Below are 16,405 nucleotides of genomic sequence, written 5' to 3'. Positions count from 1 at the left end.
AATAACGAATTTTATGATTAGCAACCTAAAGGTACTCGAGCCTGAGCACTTTAGCTACCTTTAGGTTTCGTTCAACACGGTACATATTGCAGGGCGGGGTTCGGTGGTACGCCAACTGCGCTCCGAAGCTTCGGGGCTCGTTTCGCAGTTCCGTGTCCTTCGGACAGGAACGCTCTTCGAAATCCGCCCCGACAACATGTACCAACCGTTGTGTTTAATTGTGAAACCAGGCGGCTTAAAAAACAGCCACGATTACAGGTTTTCAGGCTTGGTAAAATGTTCTTTAAAAGGTATTGAAAATAAAAAATGCCTAAACGGCATTTGAATCCAGTCGTTGTAACGGCAGAGTACCGTTGAAGCTGGCTTCTTGACGTAATCAACGTCTGCAACGACTGAAGCGAAGTTCGGGAATTTCGATGACAAAGTCAAGTTTTGTGATTTGCGAACTTTATGATTTTCAATGGATGAAAGAAAAAACATTTTACATAAATTCAAAAAATATAGTTAGTTTTAGAGGAGTTTTGAATAGATAAAATCATTTAAAATTTAGAAAAACCATAAACACTAAAAAAGAAAAAATTTTAAACCGTTAATACCTAAAATACTGGCAATGCAGCCGGCAAAACTTATACGGATATAAATTTAATCAGCTGTATCTTAAAGTGGCTGTTTAATCTTAGTTCTTATAAGCGGACTGTTTTCACAACTACTGTTGTTGGGAGAGGAACAGGCGGTGGTAGCAAACAACATAAACACAACAATGTGCATATTTCATACTGACAGGCCGGTACAAACATTAAGGCTGGCACTTTGTACGCAAACATGCACTTTACGTTAGGCACAAGCGTGAATGAAGTTACCTAAAAGCATAAACTTATGAAAGAAGACCAAAATAAAGATGACAAGCATTTGACGAACAAATGGAATCATCTTAGACGCCAATTGAAAGCGAGACAGATTCTCTTTTATATTGCCCAAATTCCTGTTGAATCAATAAAAGAATACCTTCATGGGAGACCATCAAATGAAGAAATATTAAGAATGGAAACTGTCATTTTGAGTGACAGACGCGAAAAAACTTTAAGGATTCGTAATGGTCTACAAAAATATGTAGGTCATTTGAAATCGCCACAAGTTGCAAGAATCATTGGTGTTACAGATTCAACTGTTAGACAAATTTGGAGTGGAAAAAATGATTCGGCTTCATATGAAATCATTGATAAAATTGAACTCTATCTCAATCAAAATTTTGACTTTGAATTGTCCATAGAAAATAATTTGACTGTTCGGAAATTTTTAGATAACGAGGCGGATATAATTATCGAAAGAATTTTCTCATTAAAGGACCAACTTGGTTCTATCCCACCGAAAATAAAGAATGTTATTAAGCGAGGAGAATTCGAATATCAGATTTCTGCTGATTTTGAGCAAAGATATTATTTCCCAACACCTATTGACAATTTAAACAAAATAAGGATTGAATTAGAAGAACTGACTAATTCATTACAAGCGATGTTTGACAATTTTATAAAAAAAGAATAAAACGCCAGTGCCTAATCGAGTAGGTAGCCGATAGGCTGTAAAGCCTACCGGAGAACCTCTCACACCACCGTACGTACGGGTCTCGTATATGGCGGTTCGCTAAGTCATAGGAAACAACAGTGATTTTGGTTTCACCTCGTTGTAAAGATCCAGCAAAGGAACGTAACCCCGCATTTTCAACCGATCAACAGTAATTGTAGTACCAAGAATTGGGCTTTGGGCAATAGCCCAGCCACCCATTCGCGATCGGCTCCATTGATAGGCTTTTTCCGGATCAACGCCTAAACGAATCAGGTTTTTCCTTTTCCGTTCTGGCTTCTTCCAGTGATGCCAAATACAGTAACGGAGACGGTTGCGAAGCCACCCGTCAAGGGCAGCGAGTTTGATCTGTATGCTTGCCATACGGAAAGCATTGATCCAGCCGCGCTGAACCTCGACCAGTTTTTCGATACGCTCGTCGAAACTCATCGGGGTGGTTTTGCGGGTGATGGATTTAAGTTTGTACTTTAAACTGCTCCAGCTCTTTTCTGATACTACCAGTTGATACTTTCCGCGTTCACCTTTCCGGTAGGTTGGCACAAAGCCAAAACCGAGAATGGTAAAATGTACAGGGCGACGGATGCCGCTTTTCTCCCGGTTGATGGGCAACTTCAGTTTTCGTTTCAGAAAACGATAGATATTGTTGCCTACTTTTCGTGCAGATGTTTTAGTTTTTAGGTAAATACTAAAGTCATCAGCATAACGAACAAATCGAAAGCCTTGCCGTTCCAGTTCCCGGTCGAGTTCATGTAGCATGATGTTTGACAGTAGCGGACTTATTGGGCTTCCCTGTGGCACTCCTTTTCTGCGTTTGACCAGTTTCCCTTTAATTTGTATCGGGGAACGCAGCCATTTGCGGATCAGGAGCATCGTTTCGCGGCACTTGATTTTGCGGTAAAGCAGTTGCAGAAGGTAGCAGTGGTTTACTTCGTCGAAGAAAGTTTTCAGATCGATATCCACGATATGCTGAAACCCTTCGTTGATGTATCCCTGTGCTTTTTGCACTGCCTGTTGCACGCTCCGGTTGGGACGAAATCCAAAGCTGGAATCAGAAAACTCATACTCGAATCGTGCTGTGATCACTTGTAAGACTGCCTGTTGTAACAGGCGATCGGTAACAGTGGGAATCCCCAGTAAGCGGGTTTTCCCTTTTCCTTTCGGAATCTCTACTCCTAAAATGGCTTGTGGCAAATACTTCCCGCTTCGAACCCTGGCTGTCAGTTCTTCCTTGTCGATGGCAAGTAGCTCTGATAGCCGAGTTACCGGCATGTGGTCAACTCCTGCCGAACCGTGGTTCTGCTGGACTTTGTACATAGCCTGTAACAGGTTTTTCCGCGATAGAATTTGTTCAATCATTTTAATTCTCATTTGTTTCCCTGTCCCGCTTATTGTAAGGCTAGAATCTTTCGAAAAGCTTCCTTACAGCATTTGGGCCAACTCATGCGTTCAGCCCTTCAGTTCATCGGTGAGACCTCCGCCGTTTTCTGACGGCTCGTTTCCTGACCCTACTATGGCTTCTGCTGACTTCCTGACGGCCAGCCAGCTGGCGGACATCAGGATCTCCCCAGGTAAGAGCATCTTCCTTCCTCCAATTCCTGCGACATCTACTACCGAACATAACCGAAGTTTATAGGACGTTACAATGATGTGCTTGCTTGTCCATGTTTCAGTAGCCTCGTATGCCGTTCCTGTTCGTCAGTACCGGAGTTTGCCGGTTGGCTTCCTTCACTGCTGCAGTTACCCGCAACCAACTTGCCACTTGCTAATGCTTCCGGCCGCCAGCTGGCGGATGGCGCATAAGGGACTTACACCCTCTGGAATAATCTCATGCACACTTTAACGTTTAACAATAAAAATTTGTATTTTAAACATTTTTTCAGAGCTTACAGTAAAGTGTGCACATGCTCATGCTGGGCACACACAAAGTACATATTGCAGGGCGGGTTCGGTGGTACGCCAACTGCGGATTCTCGTTTCGCAATTCCGTGTCCTTCGGACAGGAACGCTCTCCGAAATCCGCCCCGACAACATGTACAAACCGTTAGCGTTCATTGTAAAAGAGACAAGTAATTAACCTTTTGACTAAAAAGATTGTTGATAAAACATAGAAAAATGAATAATCCAGCCCACAAAAGCAAGAGTATGGCTGCCCTTCCCTGCAATCGTACCTTCGCAGCCACACACATGCTTTCATGCCAACGCACCTGATTTTATCTGTGAATCATTTTTATACTTAATCCTTTTTGAGTTGACCAGCCTTCTTTATCCGTAAGACTGATGTAAAAATGATAATCGCCATCATCAAATTTGCCATTACCATTTCCGGTCGGAACAGAAATCGAATTGTTCGTTGTGTATTCTTTTAATTCGGATGGAATCGGATAATCGTCGATAAAAACAAAGGGATTAACAGGGTCTTTCTTCGGATTAAGGTTGCATTCTGTAACCTCAGTGCTGTGCGAATGATGGTCGAAATTATTATGGATATCAATACTAAATGACCCCAGTTCAATATTGTCTGAAAATTGTAGTTTTAACTCAAAAGTTTCACCAAAATAAATGGTGTCGCAATTTGTTGGAAATGCACCGACAAAACTTATGTCGATAGTTGGTTTTTCAGTATCAATACCGCTTTCATCGCTACAGGCAGTAGAAACCAAAATGAAAAAAGCGAATAATTGCAATAGATTAATTTTATTCATATTCACTGTGTTATAAAAGTCTGGCAGAATCAAACACCTGCCAGACTTTTGTTAATTAATGATACTACTCTTCGATAATTTTCAAATCAGCTTCCGCATCCGACTGGTTACCTTCCATATCGGTAACAATAAAATCAAAATGATAATCGCCCGGCTCGGCAGAGAGGTCAATTTCCAGGTGTTCATGAAAAGTTGTGTTTTTTAATCCTGAAAACTTTGTATAAGTAGTATCGATTTCCCATTCTTCATGTTCACCCTCCTCTTGATGTTCGCCCTCGGGGTGAACCCGTACCTGTATTTTATCGATTTTTCCCTCTGCAACAACCTCAACTTCCATGTGAAGGTCACCGCCAATTTTTGCAGTATGGTCATTGCCATGAGTATCGCCGTCACCAAGTTCTAATATGGTAATTACGGGTGGTGAAGGGTCTTTTTGACATGCTGCAAAGAAAATAACTGTAATTACTAAAAATGTAAAAAATGCTTTTGTTTTCATAACGATAATTTTTATTTTTTATGCATAATTATTGATGTTCAAATTTTCCTGAGAACGGGATGGAAATATTCACAATAAAATTCCTTCCCGGTTCAGGTACGTTTATCAGCCGGTAATAGCTGGTGTGATTAAAATACTTTGTGTTTAACAGGTTTTGCACCTGCATTGAAATGTTTACGTTTTGTTTTCCCATTGAAAAATCGCCACCAAAGCCAATATTTATTAATTGAAAACCATCTGTTGGTTCTTCGGGTGGGACAATATTGTTTTGAGAAGCTGTAATTCTGTAGTCGAAAGAAAAGTATGCGTTTTTAATAAACTCAAGTTTTCTTTTCTGGTATTTTACATTGAAAATGGCTGAAGCCGGTGGCGAAAAAGGTAAGGTGAAACCTTTTTTCTCGCCAGATAATTGTTCGGAATAAACATATTCGCCAATTATCCCAAGCTGAACATTTTTCAATAGTTCGTAGTGGGCGTGAATTTCGCCTCCATATCGAATAACCTCGCTTTCGGTGTAATAAAAAACCTGGTTCCCGTTACCGTAAAGCCTATCGTGCTCAGCAGTTGGATTTAAATAAGTGTAATTCGAAAAGTAGTTTACAAAAGGGGTTGCTCCAATTGCCAATTTCTTCGAATGGTATTCCAAACCCGCATCAAACTGATAGGATATTTCAGGCGAAAGTTCAGAATCGCCAACTTCGTAGCTAAAACTGTGATAATTAACACCATTTGCAGCCAACTCTTTGGCAATGGGCATTCTGAAACTTTTTCCGACATTGGCTTTAATCGACCAGTTTTCAGGGTTAAAATTGTAACCCACCGACCATGAAATATTTGAAAAATTACGGTTGATACTTTCTGCCCGTTGCAGGTATTCTTCTGGTTTATTACCATTTTCTTTTACTGGTGATGGAAACCAGTCATAATAATCAACAATTTTTATATTGCCATAGTCGTAACGCAAACCCAACTGAATCCCGCTTTTTAACGAAAAATTGTGCCGGGCAAAAACAAAACCACCCACTGTATACTGTTTGTAAGCCGGGATAATAAATCCTCGCCCATCAATCCGGTTGTTCTGGAATTCGCTGTTCATTCCAAAAACCAGTTTGGTTTTTTCGCTAAACTGATGATACAATTTTAAATTTCCTGAGTACACAAACTTATCAAACTCACGTTCGAGGTCGGAATCGAAATCAAGGGTATCGGGGAAAACTGGTGGCATATAACCATGGCTTACATATTGACTTCTCTCCTGACGGAAATTGCGTTGAAAACCCAAATCGAATTCCAGCTTCGATTTTTCCCACTGGTATTGTGTTGTATTGATTACCTTAAAATGATTCACCTTATGATACGGATAGTTAACATCGCGACTCGATTTATCGTGCAATTCGGTATCCACGTTCCGAGGCTCTAATCCATGTGCATTGGCAAAAAATCCACTTTTGCTGTTTACCGAGCTTACATAAAATCTACTTTGAAAACCGTTTTGAATTATTCCAAAATTTAAATGCACGTTTTTTTCGTATCCGGCAGTATTGCGCAAATGGTTTTTATATAAAGCCGCACGATAGGAGTAAATATCCACGCTATCGGTTGGCACTTTGTAATCGCCATAATCGATAAAGGTTGTCCTGAGATTGACAAAAAACCAATCCTTCCTACCGTACAATGAAAGCGAGGTTCCTAACAGGTCATTGTTTGATTTTCCTGTTAAATTAACAGCCCCACCAAACGAATTTTTTGTTGGCAAAATCCTGTTTTTCATGTCAATTACACCACCAATAGCATCGGAACCATACATCAAAGAAGACGGACCTTTAATAATTTCAACATTATCAACTGCATACTGGTCAATTTCAAGTCCGTGGTCAGAGCCCCATTGCTGTGCTTCGTGTTTTATGTTGTTTTCAACCACAACCACACGGTTAAAACCAAGCCCGCGAATTACTGGCTTAGACTGCCCTGAGCCAATGTCTAAAGTTGAAACACCGGGCAACCTCTCCAGCGAGTTCATCAAGCTACCACCAAGATTTTGTTTCAGGTAATTGTCGTTTACAATCTCAATGTTCAGCGATTCCTCCTTTTTTCTCTTTTCAACATAATTATCGGTAATTATCACCTCATGCAAGTTAAGATTTGCAACCTGAAGTTGGGCATTAAAAGTTTGATTACTAATTATTTCAAGTGAGTCGGTATAAGTATTGTAACCGATAAAAGATATTTCAATTACATAATTGTCAGCTTGTAATTCTGAAATGGTGAATTTGCCCAATTCATCAGTTACAGCACCTTTTTTTGAGGGATGCAATACCACTAAAGCACCAGCTAAAGCTTCGTTGTTTTCATCGACAACTACACCATTAAGCACATAGTAGTTTTGTCCGAACGTCAAATTATAAAAAATGCTAAAGCATAAAAAGAGCATGAAAAATTTGCTCATATAAAACTATTGAGATTAAACTTCCAAAAACTAAAATCTGATTGGTTTTAAGCAAGGACAGGTGGTGCTCTGGGGGATTTTATTGAAACAATCTGTCGAGAAGGAGGTCTAATTTTCAGTTCTACTAATGAGTTCTCAATATCTGCTTGGTTGCATTTGTAAAAGAAAACCTCCGGTACAACATTTAAAGGGAAATGATATTCGCAAATGGGGCAAGGTTCTTCCTTCTCCGGTGTAACATTTATGCCTTGGTTATTTTTGCAAACCTCTAATTCCGATGAATGCTCGTGATTTGAATAAGAGCAACCGTGGTTACAATGTGACTTTTGTGATTGATGTACAAACACATGCCATGGCTGGTATGCAATCGGAAAAAAGAAAATTCCAAACAAAAGTATTGCGATATGTTTTTTTAATCCAGGCATTTCTCATTCCTGATTTTCACAGCTTGGGCACGTTCCTTTTATTATTACTTCAGTTTCTTTGTTCGAATAGCCTTTCGGTAGCTGATAATTTTGTACAGGAACATCATCCAAGCACCTAACTGTATTGCATTTCCCACAATAAAAATGTGCATGCTCGTATTTGTTGGTAACCGAATTATCAAGTGCATATTTTACCAATTGGTTGTCCACTACAATTTTGTGAATAATGTGGTGCTCTTCAAGTGTTTTAAACGACCGGTAGAAAGTTGTTCTGTCATAGTTGCCAGCTAACCTTTCCCTTATTTCGTTTTCCGAGAGAGCTTGCCCGGCATTCATGACAATTTCAATAATTCCCTCGCGACAACTGGTTCTTTTTAATTTATTTGTAGTTAATATATCAATTGCTTTCATCGGTGCAAATATATTTCAAATGCAACAATGTTGCAAATGTAAAATGATTTATTAAAAAATAAGAAGAAAAGATTTATTAAAAGCGTCTCATACCCCCGCTAAAAGGCACATTGGTAAAACTCACAAAAGCCAACTCTGCATCCTAATTTTACCAAAGAGCCTTTCCACCCCTCCCACCAGGAGATGATAGTTAAAGATTTAATTTCAAAGCAAGTTGACTGAAAATAAACAACGAAACGCTAACAATTTGTATATTTAACTGTGGTTTTCGTGTAAATTCTCAAAGTCTCGGCTCGCATCAACGTTATGCTTAACTTGACAAGATAATAGCCCGTCCTCCACAGTATAAACATACAAGTGACCGTTATGCACAAAAATAAACTGACTCAAATACTGTAGAATAAATAAAGAATTATGAAACAAACTTTATCCATATTATTGGTAATTCTATCACTAAATGTTTTTGCATTAAAACCCCAAAAAGAATACAATGTTCGCCCTGAAAATTATGCATTAATTTACAAAGACTTAAATGTTATAACTAATGATGGATTAAAGTGCAGTTAAATGTATGCAAAGTATTGATTATCCAAAATTATTAACAACGGAGAAAGACGATGTTCGAGAAATATATTATCTCTAACGGACAATTAAAACTCCCACCAAAAGTCCCACCAAAAAGATTGAAATATTTTATATATTTGTCCTGAAAAACAGCGTATAACAAGCTTTGAATATCAGATAGGCGGGTTCGATTCCCGCCCCGGGTACTAACGAGGAGAAATCAGAATTTTTATCTGTTTTCTCCTTTTTTATTTTCCATAACTTATTAGAATACAGCCTGTATGATTTTTGAAGAAGTGGTTCGATGTTTTTAATCACTTTCTTTTATCCACTCCCTCCAGGCTTCAAAAATCATCACCATTGCAAGAGTGTCCAGTTCACAGTAGCGAAGTAATCCGTGTATTAATGCTTCGCGTTCTTCCTTTGTCATATTCGAGAACTGCATTTTCATATAGGCAGTCATTGCAGCACCGCCATCGGCTAAATAGGCACTATCAGTTAAAAAGTCCTCGGTACGCTCAACACCTTCGAAAAGTGCGGGTAGCAGCTTGTATGGATTTATTGTTTTTCCATTAGCATCTTTTTGAATCCAAATCCAATCGTCTTCAAAATTTAGACTTTTTATTGCTGAATTTTTACCATAAATCGCCTGGCTGTATTTGTCGTGAATGTAGTCTGAAGTTTGCAAAATGGTAGGCAGGACAACCTTTATGGAATTTGACCCTTTCATTAATGGGTCGTAGTAATATTCTTTAACCAATTGAAGCATATCCACCATTTTTCGGGGACCCTCCCATTGTTCTGCCAGTTGATTTGAAGAAGTGGTAATTTCCCGAATAAAAGATTTAAGTTCTTCCTTCTCAGTCGCAGATATAGAATCATCGTTTATGAGCTGGATATAAATCTGGTTAAGCACGGTGTTTTCATGAGCAGCATAGCGAAAAATAGTGCCTTCATCCTGTTCCAGTTCTTTTTTTAATGACCTTAAAAAATCGTAGTTGGGAAATTTGCCCTTTTCGGTAAAAAGAAACTGTCCGGCATGTTTTACATTTCCATCTGCATCCATTGTATGATGTGAAAACTGAAACGCGGTTTGTTCATAAGGTTTTCTGCCTGCATTAAAAGGAATGGCCACCATCGAGGTTTCAAAATCGATAAAATGCAACGGATAAGCAAACGAGTCCATTAAGTCTTTTAAACCAACTTTATCCAGGTAGGCAGTATTGTCTTTATTCACTGTTCTATTCACCTGTAACCACTGCCGTTCGGTGCGTGAAAGAGTTGTACCACCCGCACTATCTTTTAGGTCGTTTTCGCTGAGCTGGTGCATAAAAATTTTGCCATTCTCGAAAAGCTTCTTTTTACTGCGATTATCCCAAACTTCAATTACTGTAGGAAGCATAAATTGTGCATCGTTCCACCCCAATCTATTTTGCAAACACTCTTTAAAACCCGATTTTAAACCGCTGGCCTCTTCTTCCGGTGTACAAGTAAACTGGCATTTCCAGCAATCTGGTGTTATGGGTGAATCAATTTTAGTATCAGTTTCGTAGTTGGTGGCAAAATGAAGAATTGATTTTTCGAAAGAAATTGCCGGTGGAGTTTTAGAAGCGCTTCCGCTCCATATTTTCGAAACCAAATTATCGACGTTAATCGAAATCAGTAATTTTTCGCCAAGTGCCTGTAAACTCGTATCTCCTGTTACGTTTATCTCGGTTCTGCCTGTGTCGTTTTTAGTTAGCTGAAATTTCTGATTTAAACCGTTAGCAGTTGCCGTTTTGGTTTTATCGACCAACATGAGGTAAGAAAAAACCTGCATTTGCGGAAATGCCCGTGTTAAAACGTATTTCTGAAAAGCTACATCGTGTACATAAGGTTTCCACGCCGGTGCCAGAAATCCTTTTGTACTTAAAAAACCGGTTTCATCATCAAAGTCGCACGATTTGGCTTTTACTTCGTGCAGGTAAAATTTGTTCCCCTGTTTCACTAAAACATCGGCCCGGATAAACAGGTTTTTGTATCGAATTGCTGCCTCGTAAATAATAGCGTTTTCGTTGGTTAACAAGGCATTTGTTTGTTCCAAAACTTCGTTGTAATCCAATGATTTTATATCGATTCCTCCGGGAAAATAACATTTGGCCAGTTCTCCTACCTGGAAACCTCCTTCTGCAAGAGCTGCTAAAAAGGGGTCTTCGACACTTTTATCGGGATATTCCTTTTTGCGTGTATAGTAAAGTTTGGTGGGGCACTCTTCAGCCAACTTAAATCTCGATTTGGTAAGGTAGCGCATGATGTGTAAACGGTTTTTAAAGTTTTAAATGTAGCAAATACTTTACTTTGATTGAGAATGCAACCAATTATTTCAGCAAAATACGGAACGCAGCATATTGGAGACACTCCGTGTCGTACTAAAGCCTCATTTTTACACAACAAAAGCAATTTTAAAGATTATGAAAGAAAAAGAATTAAATGAAATTATTCAGGAGGTTGTAAAAGAACGCGAAATTACGACAGAACAAGTTGAAAGCGAACTGAAAATTTACCTCCAGGAAAAATACCTTATAACCCCACAGAAAATGCTAAAAGATGCGATAATCCAGCAAGCCAAGGAATTAATTGTATCGCAACTTTATAACAGCACCAATTGCGAAATAAGCGAAGGCTGGAACAATTACACCACCGTTCCTTCGTATAAATCGTTATTACATTCCATGCTTGCACCGGCACACCGCTTGTATTTCGACCAGATAATTGACGAATTATTGGAAGAAGAACTGATTTATACCAAAACCTACACAGGCGATAAAGAGCCTAAAGTTGTTGGGTTGACTGAAAAGGGGATATTGTTTAAGGCTGAGATGGATTTGAATCAACCGGTTAATTTTAGGGGAACAAATTTGTCTCTATAATTTCTTCCATTTGTCATTAACCAATGTATATTCGCTGAGGTTTAAACTTGAATATCCTTTTTGATTATTAAGGATTGAAGCAACGGTTCTTATAGTATGGTCTTCTATTCGTTCCAGAATATTTGCAAATTCTATTCGAATAATATCATATTTAAATAGGTCCCAATCTCCCGGCATATTTTGATGTTTTCTGCCAGGTTTCACTCTCGTACCTAAGTTTTTAGCTTTACCTATATACAATAACTTCTTTTCTGTATTAGCCAAATAATATATAACATTTACTGCATTTTGATGACTTGGAAAGTGTCTAACATCCATCCAATCTGTACTCCTCTGAATTAGATACTCTTTGTCATTTTTTTCAAATATCCAACCAAATACATTTTCGGTAATGAGTCGTTTAAACAACTCATTCCATTCGTTTTCAATTACAATAAACTCGTCCACTTTAACTATGTTGACACCTATTGGCGTAAAAACAATAACTTCTTGCTGACCACCTGCTAATTTTGTTCGAAAATGCTTCCCCTCTTTAGATGAATTTTTATCAAATAATTCTTTTTGAGATTTTAATACAATATAGCTTTGAACGAAAGTTGTTCTAAGTTTGCTAAGAAGCTCATTGTTTGAACTCCATTGAACGAGGTATTGTGGATTTTTTCCTTTTTTATGACGAATTTTAGCTGAATATTTTTTTCTATTCCATAACAATTCGATATCGCGGCTATCTCCAACGGCTAAAATTTGACCATTCAAAAAATCATTCACAAATTCCTTTGGAATAACAAAACCCCACTCCATTATTGAGCGGTCAATTTTTTTAAAATATCCCTTCATTTTAATTTGTTTTATAATAATGTTAATGAATACCTTATTAGATGTTATATGAATCTCGGTCTTTTATTATTTCTATATCCTTGTTATCTTTAATTGAATTGTATGATATATCACCCAAGCTGGAAAGTATCTCAATCATGTTATTTTGATTTTCTTCCTTTAAGGTATAAAGTGAAAATAAAAATTTTATTGTTTCATTCCCTGGGGAGTAAAATGTTATCTCCGATGGATAAGAAGACCAAAGTTCTCTAACTATTTCATAGAAATGTTCTTTAAACATTATTTTAAAATCAACAAATGATTTGTAAATATCAGGTTGATTCTTGGAAAGATTAAATAAAATTTCAGTAGCCGTTTTATATTTGGACAAACAAAACATAGTGAACATTTGAGCAATCCATTCACTAAACTCTTCATCACATATAGAACCTTCATAATTGCTTTTATTCATGCATGTGTAATGCCAATAATGACCTAACTCGTGGATAATAACAATTTTTAATAAGTTTTGATAAAGCTTCGAACTTTGAGGATTAGAACCTAACTTGGTGTGAACAAAGTTTATTCCCTGTAAATAAATTATTATTTTCTTTGTTCTAAGGCAATATTCTCCCAATAGTCCACATACAGGAAATTTTTCAATTTCATTATTTTTCCCTGCTAATAGTGGTGGTATTTCATCTGAAAAAACAATGGTGGGGCAATTTGATTCAAATTCAGAAAAAGTTGTAGAGACTTCATCTATTATTTCCAAGCTACGATTAAAACTAAAGTTTATTTCCATAAGTTAATTTGTTCAGTATTGTAGACATAAATATAGCCTTTTCATCTTGTTTTGGAATCAATGTTTCATCTGTTAAAAATTTTTTGTTTCTGAATGTTCAAAAAATTTGAAGACATTCAGGAACTCACATAAATTTTAATCATTCTTTTTTGTGAATTTAGAATGAAGAAAATTCATGTTCGTTTCATACTAAAAGAATCTTTTATTCTATCCTCTAAATAAAATCTCAAAAAAGCTCGTAGTTCATACCCGGTTTTGTCCAATCCTGTTTTCGTTTTATAGTAGTTGGTATATTTCCGGTAATGCTAAAAAAAAGCGAATCGGGAACCATGCTGGTGTAAGCTGCTGTAATAAAATGAATGGCTACAAATGAATACTCGCGGCAAATGCGGTAATAAAGAGCTGCACTAAAGGCATATTCTTTTATCGGCCAACCTGGCATTGGTTCTTCGTTATAATGGTTTACTTCAATACCGTTTTTTCTATAAAAATAGTCGGGCGAAAAGTTGCTAAAAAGTAAAACCTTCTTGTTTTTGTGTTTTTCCAGAGCTTCTAAAAACTTAGGAACGGTGAAAACAACCTCGTATTTTTCAACTCCCATAGTCTTTATCTTTTTAATAAACTTCTCGGTTTCGGCAATATTCATTCCACTGCTTTGGTTTATGCATACGTTAATTACTATCATATTTCTGTGTTTAATTGTATCGGTTTGGCAATGGTAAAAAAGTATGCAGGTTATCAAGCAGCAATGTGGTATTAATATTGGCAATGTCAACTTCGGCCAACTGCTGTTTGTAACTGTTTGTAACTTTACCTTTGGTCTCTTTCTTCAAAATGGTTTCTAAATTACTGAGTGTTTGTTCAACATATTCGCCGTTAATAATAAGTTCAATTTTTCGTAAGCCCGACAAAGTCCAATAATCTGCAATATCGGTGAGTGAGCTAATCATTAAACAATTTAAAGTTCGTATAAAGTGGAGAGGATTTAAGTTGTTAATCGGTGTGTTTTCCAGCATAAGCGTTTTTAATGGCAAACCAACCAGGTAACGCAGATATAAAGGGAATTGGTTATTAGGAATGGCCAGCGTTTGTAGTTTCTTCAGATTCTGAATACCTTTTAATGATTTTATGTTGCAGGCTTTTAAATGCAGCGATTCAATATTATAAAACCGGGAAAGAACAGAACAATCCTCGCCAATAGTAATGTCTTCGAAAAACACGGAATTTACCTTGACCGATAAATGATGAGGAATCATCTTTAACAGGCCTTTTATTTCTGGATAATCGTTTCCTTTAGCTTCAATATGAAGGTGTTTTAGCTTACTTAATTTGTTTAGTGGCGATAAATCGTATAAAACCCGGCTTGTAATATGGATTTCTGATAGAGTCTGGATTGCAGCAATATTTCTGTCCGAAAGTTTATCTGTTTGAAATATTGTTATCAGCTCAGGAAAAAAGCAACCATTGTCATTGTTAATCAACAGGTTACTCATCAACTCATTTTTCCAGTCATCGTTTAAACTCTTCCACCAACTTCTGTTCATAGGCAAAACATGTTAATATTATCTTGTGTACAAAGAAACTTCAGAAGAACGACACGAACTGTCTTTCTAAGTGAAGTCTGTGTCAGTTTTTATTGAAAGAAGAATTTTTTATAAGCTTATGGGGCACAACATCAGGATTCAGGTTGATAATATTGTTGTTCTGCAATTTCTCTGATATTTCGTGATGTAGTTGACGTTTGATACTTGTTCGCGTTGTTTTAATTACTTCGTAGGAAATGGCTAGCTTTAGAAACGGCAAATAAAATATGGCTGAATAATTAATCAGTCCGATTATCGATTTTACATTCAGAAATTCGAGACTTGTCATTTTTTCGATGACACTTAAATCTTTTACTGGTGTGTCTTGTAAATCTAAAAGTTCTAAGGATAAAGATGCTAAAGGTTGTAAATCGGAAAAATAGTTACCGGAAGCAGCTAAATGTTTCAGGTGTTTCAACTTCTCTAATCCGGTTAAGGAAGTAAAACCACAATTTCCGATGTATAGTTTTTCAAGATTCTCAAATTTTGATAAAAGCGTAAAATTAGCAGAGAAAGGAACTTTGTTTAAGTTTATAACTTTCACTTTCGGGCGAAGGTGACAGGGACATTTTGCTAACATTTTGTGCGCGTTTTGCTTACTTTTTTCATCAAAATCAATTTCAATTCTTTTAAGCTTTTTCAGGTTGTCTAATGGCGCTAAATCGTTCAGCCATTCTGAATTGATTCTTACTGTTTCGAGGCTTGCAATAAACGGCAAGTATTTGTTTGAATTTTCAACTAAGTGATATAAGCCCTCAATGTCAATTCCAAAGTCTTTGTACTCATCGGTGTCTAGTAGATTTGAAATAAGTCTAATTTTCCATTCTGTCGATAGTTCTTTCCACCATTCCCGATTCGGATCAGGAGCGTTGTTTTTAATCAGAATTTCGTCGAAGAATAGTGCTTCATTGTACTCTGTATATACAATAAGTTCTAGTTTGGGGATACTAAAAAAATTACGGTTATCGGGAATATCGAGGTCGAGGCCTTCTACATTAATCCATTCAATAGATGGGTGGCATATTAGCGGACTGGTATCTCTTACGTTTGTTCTGCTAATATTTAATTTCTGAATTTGGAGTCTTTTTAAAGGAGTTAAATCAGTAAAAGGGTTTTGTGATAGGTCAACACGTTTGAGTTTTGTTAATTTCTGAATTCCTTCTAGAGATTGGAGTTCGCAATTGACAAATACCAGATGTTCAAGGTTTACGAAATCATGTAAAATGGTTAAATCGTCACCCAGGTATGTGTCTTTTACTTCTAAAAAAAGTACTTTCTCACGCAGGTGTTTAGGATAGTGTTTAATGTCGTAGTCAAGCAACTCATCGTTATAGAAGAGTGGTTTGATTCGAAAATCATTAATGTTATTAAGGAAGTTTAGTGGTTTCAGGTTATCTACAACCTCTTCAGATACATGCACACAGGTTAAGTTTTCAATGTCCTCAATTATGGCATCCGATTCTTCGGCAAAATGTAGAATATCGTCTTTGTTTATGTTCTGACGCTGATATTTTTGGTTTTCCAGCAAATTTTCAATCAGTTCTCTTTTCCAGGAATTATTCAGGTTGTTCCACCAAATTCTGTTTTTATTCATAGGCATTTTCCTTTATAAATTATTATTGTGCAAAGGAAAAGGAACAGGCAGACAAACACTGTCTCTCTTTTTG

The 16,405-nt window shown here is 37.1% G+C and carries 13 protein-coding genes; 2 read left to right on the top strand and 11 right to left on the bottom strand.

Going from position 1 to position 16,405, the window contains the following annotated elements; genetic code table 11:
* The first annotated feature begins 876 nt into the window (after positions 1 to 876).
* Positions 877 to 1,542, top strand: a complete 666-nt coding sequence (locus QZ576_RS17355) for a hypothetical protein (RefSeq protein ID WP_297099339.1) — start codon at positions 877 to 879, stop codon at positions 1,540 to 1,542.
* Between the two features lie 99 nt (positions 1,543 to 1,641).
* On the opposite strand, the gene ltrA is transcribed toward QZ576_RS17355, so the two are convergent.
* From ltrA to QZ576_RS17325, 6 genes are all read right to left on the bottom strand, one after another.
* On the bottom strand, positions 1,642 to 2,937 hold the full coding sequence (gene ltrA / locus QZ576_RS17350; RefSeq protein WP_297099337.1) for a group II intron reverse transcriptase/maturase: 1,296 nt from the start codon (positions 2,935 to 2,937) through the stop codon (positions 1,642 to 1,644).
* An 854-nt stretch (positions 2,938 to 3,791) separates the two neighbouring features.
* Positions 3,792 to 4,283, bottom strand: a complete 492-nt coding sequence (locus QZ576_RS17345) for a DUF4625 domain-containing protein (protein WP_297099335.1) — start codon at positions 4,281 to 4,283, stop codon at positions 3,792 to 3,794.
* A 64-nt stretch (positions 4,284 to 4,347) separates the two neighbouring features.
* The gene (locus QZ576_RS17340; protein WP_297099333.1) at positions 4,348 to 4,779 is read right to left on the bottom strand and encodes a DUF4625 domain-containing protein; all 432 of its coding nucleotides are present in this window, start codon (positions 4,777 to 4,779) and stop codon (positions 4,348 to 4,350) included.
* 28 nt (positions 4,780 to 4,807) lie between these two features.
* Positions 4,808 to 7,225, bottom strand: coding sequence for a TonB-dependent receptor (locus tag QZ576_RS17335; protein ID WP_297099331.1), 2,418 nt, complete (start codon positions 7,223 to 7,225; stop codon positions 4,808 to 4,810).
* Positions 7,226 to 7,653: 428 nt separating this feature from the next.
* The gene (locus QZ576_RS17330; protein WP_297099330.1) at positions 7,654 to 8,061 is read right to left on the bottom strand and encodes a Fur family transcriptional regulator; all 408 of its coding nucleotides are present in this window, start codon (positions 8,059 to 8,061) and stop codon (positions 7,654 to 7,656) included.
* Between the two features lie 874 nt (positions 8,062 to 8,935).
* Positions 8,936 to 10,915, bottom strand: coding sequence for a DUF2779 domain-containing protein (locus QZ576_RS17325; RefSeq protein WP_297099327.1), 1,980 nt, complete (start codon positions 10,913 to 10,915; stop codon positions 8,936 to 8,938).
* Positions 10,916 to 11,075: 160 nt separating this feature from the next.
* Here QZ576_RS17325 and QZ576_RS17320 point away from each other — a divergent pair, with 160 nt between their 5' ends.
* Positions 11,076 to 11,534: a hypothetical protein gene (locus tag QZ576_RS17320; protein ID WP_297099325.1), complete on the top strand. Its 459-nt coding sequence runs from the start codon at positions 11,076 to 11,078 to the stop codon at positions 11,532 to 11,534.
* Here the strand turns inward: QZ576_RS17320 and QZ576_RS17315 are convergent.
* The 5 genes from QZ576_RS17315 to QZ576_RS17295 all read right to left on the bottom strand — a co-directional run bounded on the left by QZ576_RS17315 (position 11,529) and on the right by QZ576_RS17295 (position 16,332).
* On the bottom strand, positions 11,529 to 12,371 hold the full coding sequence (locus tag QZ576_RS17315) for a GIY-YIG nuclease family protein (RefSeq protein WP_297099323.1): 843 nt from the start codon (positions 12,369 to 12,371) through the stop codon (positions 11,529 to 11,531). The genes QZ576_RS17320 and QZ576_RS17315 overlap by 6 nt on opposite strands.
* Positions 12,372 to 12,408: 37 nt before the next feature.
* On the bottom strand, positions 12,409 to 13,155 hold the full coding sequence (locus QZ576_RS17310) for a hypothetical protein (protein ID WP_297099321.1): 747 nt from the start codon (positions 13,153 to 13,155) through the stop codon (positions 12,409 to 12,411).
* Positions 13,156 to 13,381: 226 nt separating this feature from the next.
* Positions 13,382 to 13,840, bottom strand: a complete 459-nt coding sequence (locus QZ576_RS17305; RefSeq protein WP_297099319.1) for a hypothetical protein — start codon at positions 13,838 to 13,840, stop codon at positions 13,382 to 13,384.
* Between the two features lie 10 nt (positions 13,841 to 13,850).
* Positions 13,851 to 14,699 (bottom strand): hypothetical protein, encoded by an 849-nt coding sequence (locus tag QZ576_RS17300; protein WP_297099317.1) that lies wholly within the window; start codon positions 14,697 to 14,699, stop codon positions 13,851 to 13,853.
* 82 nt (positions 14,700 to 14,781) lie between these two features.
* Positions 14,782 to 16,332, bottom strand: a complete 1,551-nt coding sequence (locus QZ576_RS17295) for a leucine-rich repeat domain-containing protein (protein WP_297099314.1) — start codon at positions 16,330 to 16,332, stop codon at positions 14,782 to 14,784.
* Positions 16,333 to 16,405 lie beyond the last annotated feature (73 nt).

It is taken from the genome of uncultured Draconibacterium sp. (genome assembly GCF_913060805.1).
GTDB lineage: Bacteria > Bacteroidota > Bacteroidia > Bacteroidales > Prolixibacteraceae > Draconibacterium.
This window is presented reverse-complemented; position numbering and strand designations above follow the sequence as displayed.